Origin of the sequence: [Clostridium] clostridioforme AGR2157 (assembly GCF_000424325.1) — a bacterium.
Classification (GTDB): Bacteria; Bacillota; Clostridia; order Lachnospirales; family Lachnospiraceae; genus Enterocloster; species Enterocloster clostridioformis_A.
On sequence record NZ_AUJR01000005.1, the window covers coordinates 1 to 17,172 of the forward strand.

The following is a 17,172-nucleotide window of genomic DNA, read 5'->3' on the forward strand; positions in this document are numbered from 1 at the left end:
ATCAGAATACTTTACAAGAAGGATGTCACTGTATGTCCATGCTGCGGCGGGGCCATGTCCTATGAAGTATGTACTGAATGGACCCCAAAAAGAAGCAGCGCCTGATCCCAAAGCAACCGGATATGGGACATAAGATTTGGGGGTAAGGGGGAAGTATGCCTTAAACCAGTGATATCCTCTTGAGTTCCTGTCGAAAAGCATCCAGCAGAGCTGTCAGACAGGTGAAAGCCGGAGCATTGAATCCCCATACCGGACGCGACTTTGTTCAATTCGGAAAAACCGAAAGTGTGCTGAATAAGGGGGCAGAAAAGATTGCCCTCTTATTCAACCCACCTCCGGTTCTTTCCTTAGAAACTATGCAAAGCAAGTAACTATGCAAAGTAAATCCATGGAATCCCTGTTTCAAGCCATTTTTTCTTGCGCTGCTTTGCATAGTCTCCGAAGATATTTATGAGAGCTATTCTCGAAAATATCATATCGGAGGTGCCTTTATGGACAAAACATACTTACCAGACCTAATCTCAGGACTGGAACAAGAACTGCTCCGGCTTGGTTATACCAAAGGGAGCATGACATTTTACCGCCGGCGTTGGAACCAGCTGATGGCCTATGCGGAAGACAGGGGTGAATGCTATTACACGGAACAGCTTGGCATGGATTTCCTGAAAGAGTTCTTCGGGATCACACAGGAGGATTTTTCAAGGACCCTGCCACAGGCAGAAACACAGGAGATCCGTGTGATCCGTATGGTTGGGGATTTCCAGCTCCACCATGCGGTGCTGCGGCGTTATCTCAAGCATAAGGAAATACTGACAACCCCGTTTTTTGTGGATATCCGAAGCCGGTTCCGGAGTTCCTGTGAGAAAAAAGGCTATTCCCAGGTGACTACGGAGCATTATGTGAAGCAGTCCTCTTATCTGATGGATTATCTGGCCGCACAGGGGATGGATGATTTCACAGAAGTCACTCTGGATACGGTTAATGCGTATATCCGGACACTGGCAGGTTTTTCCTACAAAACGGTGGAGCAGCATATCTGTTCCCTGCGTGCCTTTTTCCGTTTCCTGTACCAGGAAGGCACCGTGCCGGATGATCTTACGGCAAAGATGCCCATGGTAAAAGCCAGGAAGCAGACTGCCATCCCCTCGGTCTGGACCCATGAAGAACTGAAACAGCTAATCGGGGCCATCGACCGGGGAAGCCCGAAAGGCAGACGTGACTATGCCATCATTCTGATTGCGTGCCGTCTGGGGCTGCGCTGCACAGACATCAAAAACCTGTGCTTTGAAAACTTCAACTGGACGGAGAAAAAACTCTGCTTTACCCAGTCGAAGACAGGACAGCCCATAGAACTGCCGCTTGTCCCGGATGTGGGCTGGGCAGTAATCGATTACCTGAAATACGGGAGGCCGAAGGTTGACAGCAGCCGTATCTTTGTCCGCCATATGGCCCCATTCCTTCCCTTTGCGGAAGGGGACCATCTGGACCAGCTGATAAGGGCATATATGGTAAAAGCCCATATCCCAATGCGCGGCAAGCACCGGGGGATGCACAGCCTCCGCCATACCATGGCAAGCGTCCTTTTGGAGAAGGACACCCCTCTCCCGGTCATCTCCGATATCATCGGACACCTGGACACGAATTCCACCGCCGTGTATCTCAAGGTGGATATGGAACGGCTGGCGGAATGCCCCCTGGACTTTGAGGAGGTGATCCGTCTTGGCTGAACCCACTTTTACAGGCCCTTTCCGGAAAGAAATGGAAGACTTCATCTCCCTCAAACGGTCTGTCGGATACAAATACAACACAGAGCCTGGCATACTAAAGCGTTTTGACAGCTACCTTGCGGCAAAATATCCGGATGCGGCTACCCTTTCCAGGGAGGCTGTGACCGGCTGGTGCTCCAGAACAATGCACGAATCGACCGCAAACCATTGTTCACGGGCCTCGGTGGTACGCCAGTTTTCAAAGTACCTGGACAGCATTGGGACCAGCGCATGGATACTTCCAAGGAATTATTATCCTGCCGGCCAGCAGTATGTGCCGCATATTTATACCCCGGATGAACTCAGGCGTTTCTTTGCAGAAACAGATAAGTGCCGCCTGTGCCCGGAAGTCCCTTACAGGCATCTGGTGATGCCGGAGTTCTTCAGGTTGCTCCTTTCCTGCGGGCTACGATGTTCGGAAGCCCGGCTGCTCACGGTACGGGACGTTGACCTGCATCAGGGGATACTGACGGTCCGTGATTCAAAGAACCATAACAGCCGCCTGGTCCCGATGCCGGAATCCATGACCTTGAGACTACGCAGGTATGCCGGACAGGTCCATCCTTTTCCAGAGCCTTCAGGATATTTTTTCCCAGGTTACGGCGGAAAGCCGATGACACTGGGGAATATCTATAAAAACTTCAGGCGCTTTCTCTGGAAGGCCGGCATCTCCCATACCGGGGACGGCCCCAGAGTCCACGATTTCCGGCACGCCTACTGCATTTACCGTCTGAAACAGTGGGCACAGCAGGACCGGGACCTCATGGTATTGATCCCTATGATGCGCACTTACCTAGGACACCAGACCTTTCATGAAACAGCGTATTACCTCAGATGGACGGCAGACGTTTTTCCTGATATCCGGGTGAAGCTGGAAAAGTGCTATAAGGACATCATCCCGGAAATGGAGGGAACCGCCTGTGAAGCCGACTGATTTCTCCATGCACCTTACAGCTTTCCTGTCTGACTATCTCCCTGTCCAGAAGAATGTCAGCAGGAACACGATAAAATCCTACAGGGATACCTTTAAGCTCCTCCTTCTTTTCTGCGAAAAAGAGGAATCACTCCCGGTGGAAAAGATCACCATGAAGAGGCTTTCTTCCGATCTGGTCGAGCGGTTCTTAAACTGGCTGGAAACAGAACGGAAAAGTTCAGTCTCTACAAGGAACCTGCGGCTGACAGCGATCCATTCTTTTTTTCGGTATGCCCAGTCCGAATCACCGGAATCCCTGTACCACTACCAGAAAGTGCTGGCCATCCCAGTAAAGAAGAAACGGCAGGCAGTAGTGGAGCACCTGTCCCCGGAAGGGATCAGGCTTCTGCTGGAGCAGCCGGATAAATATACAGCTCATGGACGGCGGGACCTTGCTCTGATGAGCCTGATGTATGACAGCGGCGCTAGGGTCCAGGAGCTCATCGACCTTTCTGTCAGGGATTTCATTCCAGGAAACAGCCCTGTGCTGATCCTTACCGGAAAGGGCAACAAAACACGGCGGGTCCCCATCATGAAGAATACGGCTGCGCTCGTGGAAACATATATCTCCGAAAACAGGCTGGATCTGGCACATAAGGCCAGTTACCCGCTTTTTACGAATAAACAGCACAACAGGCTGACGAAGGAAGGGGTTGCCTATGTCATCAACAAATACGCCGTCATGGCACACGAAATATCTGACAAAGTACCGGAAAAGGTAAAGTGCCATATGCTGCGCCATTCCAAGGCGGTCCATCTGCTGCAGGCAGGTGTAAACCTGATCTATATCCGTGACTTTCTGGGCCACAGCGATATCAAGACCACAGAAATCTACGCAAGGGCCGATACGGAACTAAAGCGAAAAGCCCTGGAGAACGCTTATCCGGAACTGGTAGATTCCAATCTGCCGGACTGGAGCGAAAACAGTGACCTGATGGCGTGGCTGTCCGAGTTGTAATTGCTATAAGTAGAATACTATGCAAAGTAAAATCTGAGAGAATCTTTTATTTATAAGGAAAAACAGTACATTCTTTGCATAGTCTTCTGCTTTGCATAGGGCGGCATACTTTCCCCGCTGTTAGCCAACATTGTCCTGAATGAACTGGACTGGTGGGTAGCGTCACAGTGGGAAGGCATGGCAGACCATATGAGAACTCCTTGTAAGGTCACATATTATCCGAACGGGGCAGAGAAAAAGTGCAACAGCTACACGGCGCTCAAAAAGAGCAACCTTAAAGAAATGCGTATAGTCCGGTATGCAGATGATTTTAAAATCTTTTGCAGGAACCGTAAGGACGCTGACAGAGCATACCATGCGGTTAAGGACTGGCTGCTAAAGCGGCTCAAATTGGAAATTTCAGATGAAAAATCAAAGGTCACAAATCTTCGGAAAAGAGATAGTGAATTTTTGGGGTTCCGTATGAAGTTGATAAAGAAACGCAGGACATGGGCAATCAGTTCAAATGTCTGTGACAAGGCAATGTCGCATATGCAAAATGAACTCTCAAAAGCAATAACAGAGATTCAAAACAGCAAGACAGCAAAAGACATAAAGTGCAACGTTCACGAATACAACGCCAAAGTCATAGGTATGCAGAACTATTATTGCATTGCTACGAGGATAAATCTGAATTTTAGCCGAATGGCTCACATGAATAACGGCCGCTTTCTTCATCGGATAGATGGATATAAAAAGCAGGGCGAACTAAACAACAAATATTTAAAAAACCGGTATGGAAAATCGAAACAAATGCGCTGGATTGGAGATACACCAGTAGTGCCTCTGGCATATGTGCAGTTTAAAATACCAATGCGTAAGAGCAGGAAAATCAACCCATATACTCCAGACGGAAGAATGGAAATCCACAGAAATCTGAAACTGAATGTTGAAGATATGCTCTGGCTCATGCGCCACCCGGTAGCAGGAGAAACAGTACAGTTCAATGATAACCGAATCTCTCTCTATGCCGGACAGGAAGGTAAATGTGCAATCACCGGGGAACATCTGGAAGTGATTCACTGTATTTGTTACAGAAAATCGAATGAGTGTAAAAGTGGCAGAGACAGTTACCGTAATCTGTTGCTTTTATCGCCTGCCGGATATGAACTTATCTCTACAACAAATAGTACCAAGTTCGCCACACTGACAAAAAAGTATGAATTGAATAAGGCACAAATTACTAAAGTAAACAAACTGCGTGTTACCGCAGGGTTGGCAGAAATGTCAATGTAAGCCGTAACAAACTGATTTAGCTGATGTGAAAGAGTGGGTGTGTATCACTGCTGAAACTATGCTTGATGGGGCGCCGGATGCGGTGAAAGTCGCATGTCCGGTGCTAACCGGGGGAAAAGCCGGAGATAACATCAAAGGCTTACCTATCGGAACCGATGGCCTACATCAAGACAGAGAGCGACGTTCTGAAATTTGTCAACGCCCTGATAATCAACACGAAGGGACAAGGGAAAGAGGGGACGAGTTTTGGACGAAGGCCGAGACACTTTTGTACTGCGCCCTTGTGGCCTATATCGTCTTTGAAGGGCCGGAGGAAGAACGGAACATGAACACGTTAGTCGAAATGATTAACAGCATGGAAGTAAGGGAGGATGATGAGAGTTTCAAAAACGGTGCGACCCTAATTGCAGTGTAAAACTCCCGTAGTAGGGTGACACCACTGCAAACCTGATAAGAGGTGCTAAGGAGGTGAAAAGCGGCACACTCTTGTAGGTAATTGATATGACTGGAGGCGGCATGGAAGCCAAATATTCCATGTATCCGACCTCGACTAATACTCCTGCCGGCTGTCTGGTAACAGGCAGTCGCGAAGCATAGGTGAAGGCGGGGACACTGCTGGTGACAGCACACCCCGGGTTCCACTGCATATGGATTCAACATTCCGCATTTGCTAAAGCTTCGTTATGAACCCTATCCTGCTCTGCTGTGCAGAGAGGACGGAATAATAAATCTACCTCACGTGATTTCGTTTTGTCACTATGGGGGATGGCGTTATGGCCGCCATAGAATACGTGTAAAACGTATCGGGGAGACCCAGGTTTACGGAGCAGAGGAAGTCCTAAGTGCAGTATTAAGGCAGTCATATTGATAAGGGCGAACTGCCCGACGTTTAGGAATAACCGGGGACGGCCCGCACTGAAAGGGTAAGGCCAGACGGCGGCTCCCTCTCGTTCCGCTGTCCCGGGTAGGAACGGTTTACCCGTTGCAGGGCCTCCACACTCGGGGAAGGCTACGGGCCAGAGGACATACGGGCTGTTATCGAAGGCCGCGCCCCCTTGCCCTCCAGCCGGGCGGCGGAGCCTATGAAACCGGGCCGCAGGCTCAACCTGATTATCGACATTCAGAACCGGCTTCAAGGGAAAGGCCTGGCCTATGAGCGGTGGGCGAAAGTATTCAACCTAAAGCAGATGGCGGCGGCTCTGGCTTACTTGCAGGACAACGGCCTGACGGAGTATGAGCAGTTGGAGAAAAAGGCCGTGGAGGCCACGGAGCGGTTTCACGTTCTGGCCGGAAAAATCAAGACGGTGGAGGCCGCGCTTGCCGCCAATGCAGAGCTCAATGGGGCCACGGTAAACTATGCAAAGACCCGCCCCGTGTTTGAGGCGTACAAGGCTTCACGGTACAGTAAAAAATTTCTTGCGGAGCATGAGGCGGATATTGAGATTTACCGGGCGGCTCGGGCCAAAATGAGTGCCATTTTAGACGGGGCGAAGCTCCCAAAGATAGAGAAGCAAAAGGAGGAAGGCCGCAGACTGGCGGCGGAAAAAAAGGAGTTCTATGCAGAGTACCGGGAGGCCCGGCGGGATATGCGGGAGGTCACGACGGCAAAGGCTAATATTGATTATCTGCTCGGCTTGACCGGGCAGGAGAAAAACAAGGAACAGGAGCGATAGCGAATGAGACGCAACCAATCAAGCGGAGCGCCGGAGCTTCGGGCCAAGTTGGCCCGAGGTTCCGCAGGGTTTGGGGCCTGCCCCAACAAGCGGGATTTTTCAGGTTTCGGCGGGAGCCGGAACGTGGAAAATTCGCAAGTGTATAGACACTTGCATCGCTTGCCGTTTAGCGCAAACCCGTTAATCGCATGAAAAAACGGGGGTTTTATTCCCCCGCTTCTCTGGCTTCTTTGGCTTTCTGTATTCCTTTTTTCGTATCAGTTACTATGACTAAATCAGTTTCATCAATGCCGTTGAGGAGCTCGTCGAGCTGGCGGCGCTGTGTGGTCTTATCCGGCGCTTTTGCTGGAAAGAAGATTTGGTCTACCGATATATCAAAAAAGTTACAAGCTCATAAAAATATTTGTAGGCTTGGGTGCTGTCCGCTGTTCTCAATGGATGCAATATAGCGCGGCGCAATGTTCAGCCTGTCCGCTAACTGGTTGCGCGATATACCCTTTGCCTTTCTTGCTTCTTTTATGGCTTGACCGAAGGCCTTAAAATCATACTTCGCTTTGACTTGCTTCATATTTTTCACCCTACTACATTTTACCGTTCACCTTTTCATTTTGGATATGATTACACATAGCATAGTATTAATGGTAATATAGCATATTATTTGTGAGGTAAAATTTTGAATAAAGATAAAGCTCCCCCAACTGATATACAATAATTTTAGATAAGGGGAAATCTAATAAAATAATTTTAGACTATCTCTTGACAACAAAGAAAGCAAGTGATATATTCTATATGACGATATAAAGCATTTAGTCATAAGGAGGTGAGAAAAATTGCCGCGCTTTACAGAACAAGAAAAAGAAATCATAAACAGGAAACTTTTGATAGAGGGGGAAAAGCTGTTTGCAGCACACGGCTTGAAAAAAGTAACGGTTGATGATTTAGTAGCTGCTGTAAATATATCGAAAGGTTCATTCTACGCTTTTTATCCGAGTAAAGAACACTTATATGTAGAAATCAATTTTCGCTTACAGAAAGAGCTATTTACTAATATTGAAACAACAATTAAAGGAAGAAAGTATGAAAATCATAGGGACTTAACAAAAGATGTTATCACTTTGGGGGTAACTGGGTTGATCAATTCTCCTATTCTTTCGCAGATTGATTTGTCTTTAATGGACTATCTGCAAAGGAAACTTTCGCCAGATATATTTGACAGTCATATGCACAATGATATACGTATACTAGAAATGCTTGAAGATTTAGGGGTTATTTTTACGATTCCGCATACGGTTATCATAAAATCCCTGTATTCTGTTTTATCCTGTTTGGAACAGTTCAAGGAGGATAAAGAACTGAATATGATAAAAAATCTTTTAGTGAATGGCATTGTTCAACAAGTAGTAGCAGAGTAACAATTTTGTTTGGTTATTTGACAGGCAGATAGCCAAACATATTTTTTACAATTTATATGACTATATATTTGTATGAGTCATAAAGTCTAAGGAGGACAAAATAATGATTGATGTAAAAAAACTGTATTTTAGCTATACTGACAAACCGTTTGTCGAGAATGTAAGTTTCCATGTTGGGAAAGGAGAAATTTTTGGATTTTTGGGCCCTTCTGGTGCCGGAAAATCAACCATTCAAAAAGTTTTGACCGGACTTAATACAAAATATAAAGGCAGCGTAAAAGTTGCAGGTACAGAAATACGGGAGCGTACAAATCAGTTTTATGAAAATATCGGTGTTGATTTTGAATTTTCAACCTGTTATGAGAAATTCACTGCACGACAAAATCTCGCCTATTTTGCTTCTCTGTATGAAAAGCAGCCCCGGTCTATTGACGAACTATTGCATATGGTTGGATTGGAAAATGACGGAGATAAAAAGGTTGGCGATTTTTCCAAAGGTATGCGTTCCCGCTTGAATTTTATCAAAGCGTTGATACATGACCCAGACATATTATTCCTTGATGAACCGACAAGCGGTCTTGACCCTACGAATAATCGTTTGATGAAAGATATTATCCTTGCAGAAAAGAAACGTGGAAAAACGGTTATCATCACTACTCACAATATGTTTGACGCAACAGAGCTATGTGATCAGGTAGCCTTTATCGTTGCCGGAAAAGTAAGCGCATTGGATAGTCCGCATAATTTGATTATGTCAAGGGGAGCTGCAAAAATACAATATACCTACTATGACAAAGGTGAGAAAACGGGAGAATGTCTGCTTGATAGAACCACAGAAGATAAGTTATTGAAAAACTTAATTTCCGAAAACCGCCTGCTTTCCATTCATAGTAGTGAGCCTACATTAAATGATATTTTTGTAGATATTACAGGGAGGACACTTCAATGAGATTGGGACGTTTAATTTGTGGTGATATACATTTCCAATGGAAATATGGTTTCTATTTTATCTACTTTATTTTAACAGTTTTATATGTGTGTGGGATTGCCGCTTTGCCGGAACATTGGAAAACGGATATTGCTTCTATTATGATATACTCTGACCCGGCAGCAATGGGATTGTTTTTCATGGGAGCGATTGTTCTTTTGGAAAAAAGTCAAAAGGTATTAAATGCTATGGTGGTATCTCCTGTAAAAATATCTGAATATATACTTTCAAAAACAGTTGCGTTGATTGCTATTTCTACGGTAATTGCATTGATATTAGGGTTAGTTTCCGGCAGCAATCATTTGCTTGGTATCGCAGTTGGTACTGCTTTAACATCAGCAATCTTTACTATGCTTGGAATTATTGCAGCTACAAAGATTTTAAACTTGAACCAGTTTCTTATTGTAATTATGCCGATAGAAATTGTTTGCTTTGTTCCACCTATTGTTGGTCTGTTTGTGACTTTACCAAATGTGTTTCGCTTTTTTCCGTTCATAGCTTGCATGAACCTTATAACTGGAAAAAGTATGTTACTATCGTTCGATATGGTACTTGTAATTGCTACGTTGATTATCCTCTACATAATTGCAAGGCATACAGTTGAGCATATGTGGAAAAGTTTGGGAGGTGTAAAGCTATGAAAAGGATACTATCCAGTACCATACAAGTATTTAAGCAAATCAAAAGCGACCCTATGATGTTTGCGGCTTGCTTCACCCCTTTTATTATGGGAGCTTTAATCAAATTTGGTATTCCATTTTTTGAAAGAATAACAAAGTTTTCTTTACAAGGGTACTATCCGATTTTTGATTTATTGCTTTCTATCATGGCTCCTGTACTGCTTTGTTTTGCATTTGCCATGATTACGTTAGAGGAAATTGATGATAAAGTATCGCGGTACTTTTCAATTACCCCTCTTGGTAAGGCGGGGTATCTCTTTACAAGGTTGGTAGTACCCGCAATTATTTCAGCGGTCATTGCTTTTATCGTACTTTTGCTTTTCTCATTAGAAAAGCTACCCATTGGAATGATGATTGGTTTAGCACTTCTCGGCTCGGTACAGGCAATCATTGTTTCACTTATGATTATTACCTTATCCGGTAATAAATTAGAGGGTATGGCTGTAACAAAACTTTCTGCACTTACACTGTTAGGCATTCCAGTTCCTTTCTTTATAGATAGTTACTACCAGTTCGCGGTTGGCTTCCTCCCATCATTTTGGGTAGCAAAAGCCGTACAGAATAAAGCTGTTCTTTATTTTCCCATAGCATTGGTAGTAGCTTTGATCTGGTGCTACTTTCTTATAAAACGTCTGTTTCGGAAGCTGGCAGGATAAGGGGGCATATATGAAAAAAAATAAAATCCTGCCAAACGAAAATGTAAATAAGGCAATCCGGGTTTCCACAATTACACTAATCATCAACCTGATTTTATCGCTACTTAAATTTGCCGCCGGATATATAGGAAAGTCAAGTGCCATGCTGTCAGACGCTGTTCACTCAGCCTCTGATGTATTAAGCACAATCATTGTGATGGTTGGAATTAAAATATCAGAAAAACGACCTGATAGAGAACACCCCTATGGTGCTGCAAAGCATACAAATTCTGACGCACTTATGGCTGACGCATGGCACCACCGCTCTGACGCACTCTCGTCAGTTGGTTCTTTAATGGGCATTTTAGGAGCGCGTTTGGGCTTTGCCATTCTTGACCCTATTGCAAGCGTTGTAATTTGCAGTTGTATCTTAAAAGCCGCTTTGGACATTTTCAGAGAAAGCATTAACAAAATGGTGGATCATAGCTGTGACAACACTACAGAAACAAGAATTAGGGAACTTGTACTTCAACAGCAAGGGGTTGAAGGTATTGATGATTTAAAAACCCGCATGTTTGGAGCGAAAATGTATGTAGATATTGAAATATTAGCCGATGGCAGCTTAGTTCTTTATGACGCTCACCGAATAGCCGAGGAAGTCCATCAGGCGATTGAACACAGCTTTCCACAATGTAAACATTGTATGGTACATGTTAATACTAATGAACTTTCCCATTCTGCATAGGACGGGGAAGATGATTTAAGGTCACTGAAAGGAGGTGAAGTAGGTTATGGAACAATACTGGTGGATTATCATGATTGCGGTTTTGATTGTCGTTGGCTTACTTAAAATGGTTATTATGAAAAAATACAACGATAAAAAGAATCCCAAAAAGCGTCCGCATAATGATGAAGATTAGTAAAGAGCAACTAAAAAGGAAAACTGCTATCTGTGTAGCAGCACAAAACGGCAGTTTGAAATGAAACCGCCGTTTTCCTTTTTCAAAAATTAAAATTCACCCTTTTTAAGGACACGGCGGTATCAAGGAGGTATCGCTGTGTCTTTATTTTATCAACATAATTTAACAATCTTTTCATGAAGATTATGAGGAACAGGCCGAGGCACTAAACGAAGTCATTGAAAAACTTCGGGCCGAACAGGCAGAGCTTGAAAATGGCATTGACACCGAAAATCCGTTTTTGAAGGCGTTCAGGCAATACGGCAACATTGAGAAGCTGACAAGAGATGTTCTGATTGAATTGGTTGACCATATCAAGGTATACGAGGGCGGGAACATCAGCATAGTATTTCGGTTCGCTGACGAGCTCCGCAGAATACAAGAATTTATCGAGGTCAACAATCCGAGTGAAGCGGTTTAGAAAAACCGCATTTTAATAGGTGGTACACTTTCCTAATAAAAGTGCCCCGGTTGGTGGTAACGCCCCCGCCCAGGCCCTGCTTGCCGCCCGCGCGGGAGCCACCTATGTTTCCCCGTTCCCAGGCCGTCTGGACGACATCTCCATGCCCGGTATCGACCTGATCTGCGAGCTCACTGAGATTTTCCAGATGCATGATATCGACACCCGGATCATCGCCGCCAGCATCCGCAACCCGATCCACGTGATCGACTGTGCAAAGGCGGGTGCGGATATCGCCACAGTAACTTACAAGGTGTTGGAGCAGATGACAAAGCATCCGCTGACCGACCAGGGAATCGCTAAGTTTCAGGCGGATTACAAGGCTGTAATCGATGAATATAGCGATTGAAAAAACTCAAACGGACCATGCATGTCTATCCCTTTGTCCGCATTGTCTATAGCAGCCATAGTTCTTGCGTTCGGTTCCTGGCGCAGGGTTACATTACAATATTACACATTAAACCGGAACAGAACAACATCCCCGTCCCTCATGACATATTCCTTGCCCTCGGAACGTACCAGGCCCTTTTCCTTGGCCGCGTTCATGCTGCCGCAGGCCATCAGGTCATCGTAGTTGACTACTTCGGCGCGGATGAATCCGCGCTCAAAATCACTGTGAATCTTACCTGCTGCCTGAGGCGCCTTGGTGCCTACTTTGATGGTCCATGCACGGCTCTCCTGGGGACCTGCTGTCAGGTAGCTCATAAGGCCCAGAATGCGGTAGCTGGCCGCAATCAGCTTCTCCAGGCCGGACTCTGTAAGACCCAGGTCATCTAAAAACATTTTCTTTTCATCGTCGTCCAGCTCGGCTATTTCCTGCTCAATCTCAGCGCAGATAACGAATACTTCACAGTTGTTCTCATCGGCAAACCCGCGGACAGCCTGAACATACTGGTTGTCGGCTCCGTCGTTTGCAAGGTCATCCTCTGCCACATTGGCGGCAAAGATGACAGGTTTCCATGTAAGAAGGTTCAGGGTATTGATGAACTCCCTGGTATCATCGTCATCCGGCTCAAAGCTGCGGGCCAGCTTTCCATCTTCCAGGTGGGCCTTGATGGCCTTTAACAGCTCTACTTCCTTTGCCAGTTCCTTGTTGTTGAATGCGCCCTTGGACTGCTTGGCAATGCGGCGCTCCAGAATCTCAATGTCGGAGAAAATCAGCTCCAGATTAATGGTTTCAATGTCCCGGAGAGGGTCAATGCTGCCGTCCACGTGAATGACATTGGGGTCGTCAAAACAGCGCACTACATGTACAATGGCGTCCACCTCACGGATGTTGGAAAGGAACTGGTTGCCCAGACCCTCGCCTTTGGAAGCGCCCTTTACCAGACCGGCAATGTCCACGAACTCGATGACAGCAGGGGTTGTCTTTTCTGAGTTGTACATGGCGGTTAGCTTGTCCAGACGCGCGTCGGGAACCGGAACAACGCCTACATTGGGGTCAATGGTACAGAACGGATAGTTGGCTGATTCCGCACCTGCCTTTGTCAGAGAATTGAAGAGGGTACTCTTGCCGACGTTGGGGAGTCCTACAATACCTAATTTCATATGATTACCTTCCTATCTGTATGTGATATATGATGGTTCAAATACGCCCGGGCTCCTGGCGGGGGCGTTCTGATTCTATTACAGCTTTATTATCATATCATAAATGGTGGGTAAATTAAAGGGGAAAATGTGCGGGAGGAGGGAATGGGAGGAGGGGGTACGCGGACGGGGAAGGGGGGCGGGAAAATGAACGGGCGGGGCGGGGAGTTTTGGCTCATGGTTCCCTCGGGGGCTGTCTCTAAGCCTGAACCCGGGACGAAGCAGGGGTACAGCGGCAAATTACGGAGAAATCTTGATGATTTCTCCTCCATGTGCCGCCGTCTTCGGGCCGTGAAGGCCCTCAGCCGCCCCCTGCTTCGCCCCCGGTTCAGACTAAGAGACAGCGGCCCTCGGTAAAAATCGCCAAATCTCCCCGCCCCGCCCGCCCATTTTCCGGCTGGTCAGCCGCACGTCCGCTGACTCATCCTCCCATAAGGAGAGAAGTCGTGTACGTTGAAAGAGAAGAAATAAGAAGGAACTCTGTATAATGATATGCATGAGATTTTTTCTCTTATATATTGGGGCAATGAGTTAAATGTTATGGGAGAGTGTTATGGGGGAGGGCGCGTGTTTGAAAAAGCGCGATAGTTTTTCTCGCAAAGAATCATGTCCATGTTTAATGAAAAAGAGGCCAATGTTAACGGAGAGAAGTATTCTCATATAAAAAGAGGAGAGAGCTTAAGGTAATGCGGAAGAATGTAATTTTAAAATATGAGAGTTTTTCTCGTACAATAAGGAAAATACCGGAATGTTAGCTGCAGTCAGCTCATCTTTATATAGGATTCCTTCTTATTATATAATGCTTTCTATATGATACATTCTATATACTACATGTTATATAACACATTTTATATAATACATTTTATATATTACATTTTATATATTACATTTTATATATTACATTTTATATAATACATGAATACGCGAAGTATCATGGGAAAGAAAGCATTAACAGGTTGCCGGAACCCGCTAAATATTTATCCACAAAAAACAGCTCGCTGAATAGATTGTTTATGACAGGTGATGCGGGGGATTTATAATATAGACGCTTTATGGCAACAATAGTTATGGTTGGATTTTAGTGATGAGTTTTATCATGTTTTTGGGGTAATTAAGCAGGATTGTAAAATATAAGATAGCAGGAGGTTATTATCTATGGAAGAAACAATTGTCGTCGTTGGGGCGAATCATGGGGGGACGGCGGTTTTGAATACGATATTGGACCAGTTTCCGGGAAAAAGGGTGGTGGCGTTTGACAGAAACTCTAATATCAGTTTTCTGGGGTGCGGCATGGCCCTTTGGATCGGTGGGCAGATTTCAGGGCCTGAGGGGTTGTTCTATTCCAGTAAGGAGGCTTTTGAGGAAAAGGGCGCTGTCATTCATATGGAAACAGAGGTTACCAGAATTGACTTTGACGGGAAGGCTGTGTATGCCAGGGGAAAGGATGGGGAGGACTATGTGCAGGCGTATGATAAGCTGATTCTGGCTACGGGGTCTGTTCCTCTGCGTCCTGAGATTGAGGGGATGGAGCTGGATAATGTGCAGTTTGTGAAGCTGTATCAGAATGCCAGGGATGTGATTGAGAAGCTTAAGGATTCTTCCATTAAGAAAGTGGCTGTGGTGGGCGCCGGATATATTGGGGTGGAACTGGCTGAGGCGTTTAAGAGGAATGGCCGGGAGGTGGTTTTGATTGACCTGGCGGATACATGCCTGTCGGGATATTATGACAGGGAGTTTTCTGACAGGATGGCGCACAATCTGCAGGAGCACGGTGTGAAGCTGGCTTTTGGGGAGAAGGTGGTGAGACTGGAAGGCGGCAGACGGGTGGAACGGGTGGTGACGTACCAGGGATGTTATGAGGCGGATATGGCGGTGTTCGGCATTGGGTTTAAGCCTAACACGGCCCTTGGACAGGGGAGGCTCAGGACCTTTGGAAATGGGGCCTACCTGGTGGACCGCAGGCAGGAGACCAGCGTACCGGGGGTGTATGCGGTGGGGGACTGCGCCACGGTTTATAATAATGCCATACAGGCCGCGGATTATATTGCCCTGGCTACCAACGCGGTGCGCTCCGGAATCATCGCGGCCCATAACGCGTGCGGTAAGGTTCTGGAATCCGTGGGGGTGCAGGGGTCCAATGGAATCAGTATATGGGGACTTCATATGTTCAGCACGGGAATCAGCCTGGCCAGGGCAGAGCGGATGGGATACGATGCGGTGGCAGCGGATTATGAGGACTGGCAGAAGGCGGAGTTCATGGAGAACGGGAATCATAAGGTAAAGATACGCATTGTATATGACAGGAAATCCAGAATCATCCTGGGAGCCCAGATGTGCTCGGATTATGATGTTTCCATGGGCATTCATATGTTTTCCATGGCAGTGGAGGAACAGGTGACGATTGATAAGCTGAAGCTGTTTGATTTATTCTTCCTTCCCCATTTTAATAAGCCGTATAATTATGTGACCATGGCCGCCCTGGGGGCTCAGTAGGATTCCGGCTGGTAAATACCTTCTTGCTTTTTATACTGCTTCGGGGTAAAATGTGAAAGTATATCACTTAGCAGGAAGGAGATTTTCTTTATGGAAGCAGTTACGGGAGCGGATTTGAGTTTTGTGAATCTGGGCATTACCATAGAGCATCTGCCTAACAGCATCACTGTGTTTGGGTTCAGGATTGCATTTTACGGTATCATTATAGGGCTTGGGATGCTGGCTGGCATGGCCATTGCGTGTTCAGACGCTAAGAGAAGAGGGCAGGACCCGGATATTTATCTGGATTTTGCGCTTTACGCCATTATATTTTCAATCATGGGGGCCAGGGCCTACTATGTTATTTTTGACTGGGCTAATTATAAGGATGATTTGCTGCAGATATTTAACATCAGGGCCGGAGGACTGGCTATTTACGGAGGTGTCATTGCGGCGGCCCTGACTCTTATCGTATTTACAAAGAAAAGGAAGCTGTCCTTTTTCTCTATGGCTGACAGCGGCGTCCTGGGCCTGATTACGGGACAGATAATCGGCAGGTGGGGGAATTTCTTCAACTGTGAAGCCTTTGGCGGGTATACGGACAACCTGTTTGCCATGCGTATACGGAAAAGCCTGGTGAATCCCGCCATGATATCCCGGCAGCTTGTGGACAATGAGCTTGTGGAAAATGGGATTGCCTATATTCAGGTGCATCCCACCTTCCTGTATGAATCACTTTGGAACCTGGGCGTGCTGATGTTCATGCTGTGGTACAGGAAGCGCAAGAAGTTTGAAGGGGAGATGCTGTGGGTATATTTCCTTGGATACGGACTGGGAAGGGTTTGGATTGAAGGACTGAGAACGGACCAGTTAAAGATTCCGGGAACGGGACTTGCCGTGTCGCAGCTTTTATCGGCAGTGTTGGTGGGGGTGTCGGCGGCAGTGATTATTTACCGCCATCGTCACTCGAAAAAGGGGGACAAAGTGGAGGAAGCTGCCTAAGATATGCGCTCATCCCCCACTTTTGGGAAAGCGGCAGGAAAGTGGTGGTGAAAATTATGGGATTGTCCCCCACCAGGGGCATCACAGGCTGGAAAAATCAATATTTTGTGTCTGTTGCGGGACTCGTTCCACATATAGAGGCAGTTGCGGTAAAGCCCGCAGCTGCCTTATTTTTTCGCAATTTTTTAAAAGATTTCCATAAAAACTTCTTGCCATTTCCCAAAATCTGTACTATGATGGACATACAAGTGGTAGAAAGTGGTGTAAAGTGGTAGAAGATGGTTGTTAAGTGGATGAAGTGGGGGATTTAGGATGTCTCCCACAATAGTCCA

14 protein-coding genes and 5 pseudogenes are annotated in these 17,172 nt (G+C 46.2%); 17 read left to right on the plus strand and 2 right to left on the minus strand.

The genetic code is table 11. The features are described 5' to 3' along the window. Positions 1-491 precede the first annotated feature (491 nt). From G614_RS0102110 to G614_RS26610, 6 genes and pseudogenes are all read left to right on the plus strand, one after another. On the plus strand, positions 492-1,727 hold the full coding sequence (locus G614_RS0102110; RefSeq protein WP_027640594.1) for a site-specific integrase: 1,236 nt from the start codon (positions 492-494) through the stop codon (positions 1,725-1,727). Further along, positions 1,720-2,700, plus strand: a complete 981-nt coding sequence (locus tag G614_RS0102115; RefSeq protein ID WP_027640595.1) for a tyrosine-type recombinase/integrase — start codon at positions 1,720-1,722, stop codon at positions 2,698-2,700. The genes G614_RS0102110 and G614_RS0102115 overlap by 8 nt, the downstream gene beginning before the upstream one ends. Further along, positions 2,687-3,697, plus strand: a complete 1,011-nt coding sequence (locus tag G614_RS0102120) for a site-specific integrase (protein ID WP_027640596.1) — start codon at positions 2,687-2,689, stop codon at positions 3,695-3,697. The genes G614_RS0102115 and G614_RS0102120 overlap by 14 nt, the downstream gene beginning before the upstream one ends. 105 nt (positions 3,698-3,802) lie before the next feature. Further along, positions 3,803-4,972 (plus strand): reverse transcriptase domain-containing protein, encoded by a 1,170-nt coding sequence (locus G614_RS26600; protein WP_080664460.1) that lies wholly within the window; start codon positions 3,803-3,805, stop codon positions 4,970-4,972. A gap of 152 nt (positions 4,973-5,124) precedes the next feature. Next, a pseudogene (locus G614_RS26605) lies at positions 5,125-5,363 on the plus strand (type IV secretory system conjugative DNA transfer family protein); the annotation flags it as partial. Between the two features lie 544 nt (positions 5,364-5,907). Further along, a pseudogene (locus G614_RS26610) lies at positions 5,908-6,645 on the plus strand (hypothetical protein); the annotation flags it as partial. Between the two features lie 205 nt (positions 6,646-6,850). On the opposite strand, the pseudogene G614_RS26615 reads toward G614_RS26610, so the two are convergent. Further along, a pseudogene (locus G614_RS26615) lies at positions 6,851-7,213 on the minus strand (helix-turn-helix domain-containing protein). 262 nt (positions 7,214-7,475) lie between these two features. On the opposite strand from G614_RS26615, the gene G614_RS0102145 reads away from it, so the two are divergent. From G614_RS0102145 to G614_RS26620, 8 genes and pseudogenes are all read left to right on the plus strand, one after another. Then, a complete protein-coding gene (locus tag G614_RS0102145) occupies positions 7,476-8,057 on the plus strand; it encodes a TetR/AcrR family transcriptional regulator (protein WP_027640597.1) in 582 nt (193 codons plus the stop codon). A gap of 103 nt (positions 8,058-8,160) precedes the next feature. Further along, a complete protein-coding gene (locus G614_RS0102150) occupies positions 8,161-9,006 on the plus strand; it encodes an ABC transporter ATP-binding protein (protein WP_027640598.1) in 846 nt (281 codons plus the stop codon). Further along, positions 9,003-9,686 carry an ABC transporter permease gene (locus G614_RS0102155; protein ID WP_027640599.1) on the plus strand — a complete coding sequence of 228 codons (684 nt, stop codon included), beginning with the start codon at positions 9,003-9,005 and terminating at the stop codon, positions 9,684-9,686. The genes G614_RS0102150 and G614_RS0102155 overlap by 4 nt, the downstream gene beginning before the upstream one ends. Continuing rightward, positions 9,683-10,381: a hypothetical protein gene (locus tag G614_RS0102160; protein ID WP_027640600.1), complete on the plus strand. Its 699-nt coding sequence runs from the start codon at positions 9,683-9,685 to the stop codon at positions 10,379-10,381. The genes G614_RS0102155 and G614_RS0102160 overlap by 4 nt, the downstream gene beginning before the upstream one ends. A gap of 10 nt (positions 10,382-10,391) precedes the next feature. After that, positions 10,392-11,105: a cation diffusion facilitator family transporter gene (locus G614_RS0102165; protein ID WP_027640601.1), complete on the plus strand. Its 714-nt coding sequence runs from the start codon at positions 10,392-10,394 to the stop codon at positions 11,103-11,105. Between the two features lie 46 nt (positions 11,106-11,151). Beyond that, positions 11,152-11,280, plus strand: a complete 129-nt coding sequence (locus G614_RS33315) for a hypothetical protein (protein ID WP_002591420.1) — start codon at positions 11,152-11,154, stop codon at positions 11,278-11,280. 178 nt (positions 11,281-11,458) lie between these two features. Further along, positions 11,459-11,740, plus strand: a pseudogene (locus G614_RS34180) (DUF4368 domain-containing protein); the annotation flags it as partial. 70 nt (positions 11,741-11,810) lie between these two features. After that, a pseudogene (locus G614_RS26620) lies at positions 11,811-12,128 on the plus strand (transaldolase family protein); the annotation flags it as partial. A 101-nt stretch (positions 12,129-12,229) separates the two neighbouring features. On the opposite strand, the gene ychF reads toward G614_RS26620, so the two are convergent. Further along, entirely contained in the window at positions 12,230-13,327 is a 1,098-nt protein-coding gene (gene ychF / locus G614_RS0102185; RefSeq protein WP_027640603.1) for a redox-regulated ATPase YchF, read from the minus strand. A gap of 1,194 nt (positions 13,328-14,521) precedes the next feature. On the opposite strand from ychF, the gene nox reads away from it, so the two are divergent. From nox to G614_RS0102205, 3 genes are all read left to right on the plus strand, one after another. After that, positions 14,522-15,859, plus strand: a complete 1,338-nt coding sequence (gene nox / locus G614_RS0102195; protein WP_027640605.1) for a H2O-forming NADH oxidase — start codon at positions 14,522-14,524, stop codon at positions 15,857-15,859. Between the two features lie 90 nt (positions 15,860-15,949). After that, the gene (gene lgt, locus G614_RS0102200) at positions 15,950-16,840 is read left to right on the plus strand and encodes a prolipoprotein diacylglyceryl transferase (protein ID WP_027640606.1); all 891 of its coding nucleotides are present in this window, start codon (positions 15,950-15,952) and stop codon (positions 16,838-16,840) included. Between the two features lie 47 nt (positions 16,841-16,887). Next, the gene (locus G614_RS0102205; protein ID WP_027640607.1) at positions 16,888-17,115 is read left to right on the plus strand and encodes a hypothetical protein; all 228 of its coding nucleotides are present in this window, start codon (positions 16,888-16,890) and stop codon (positions 17,113-17,115) included. The last annotated feature ends 57 nt before the right edge of the window (positions 17,116-17,172 follow it).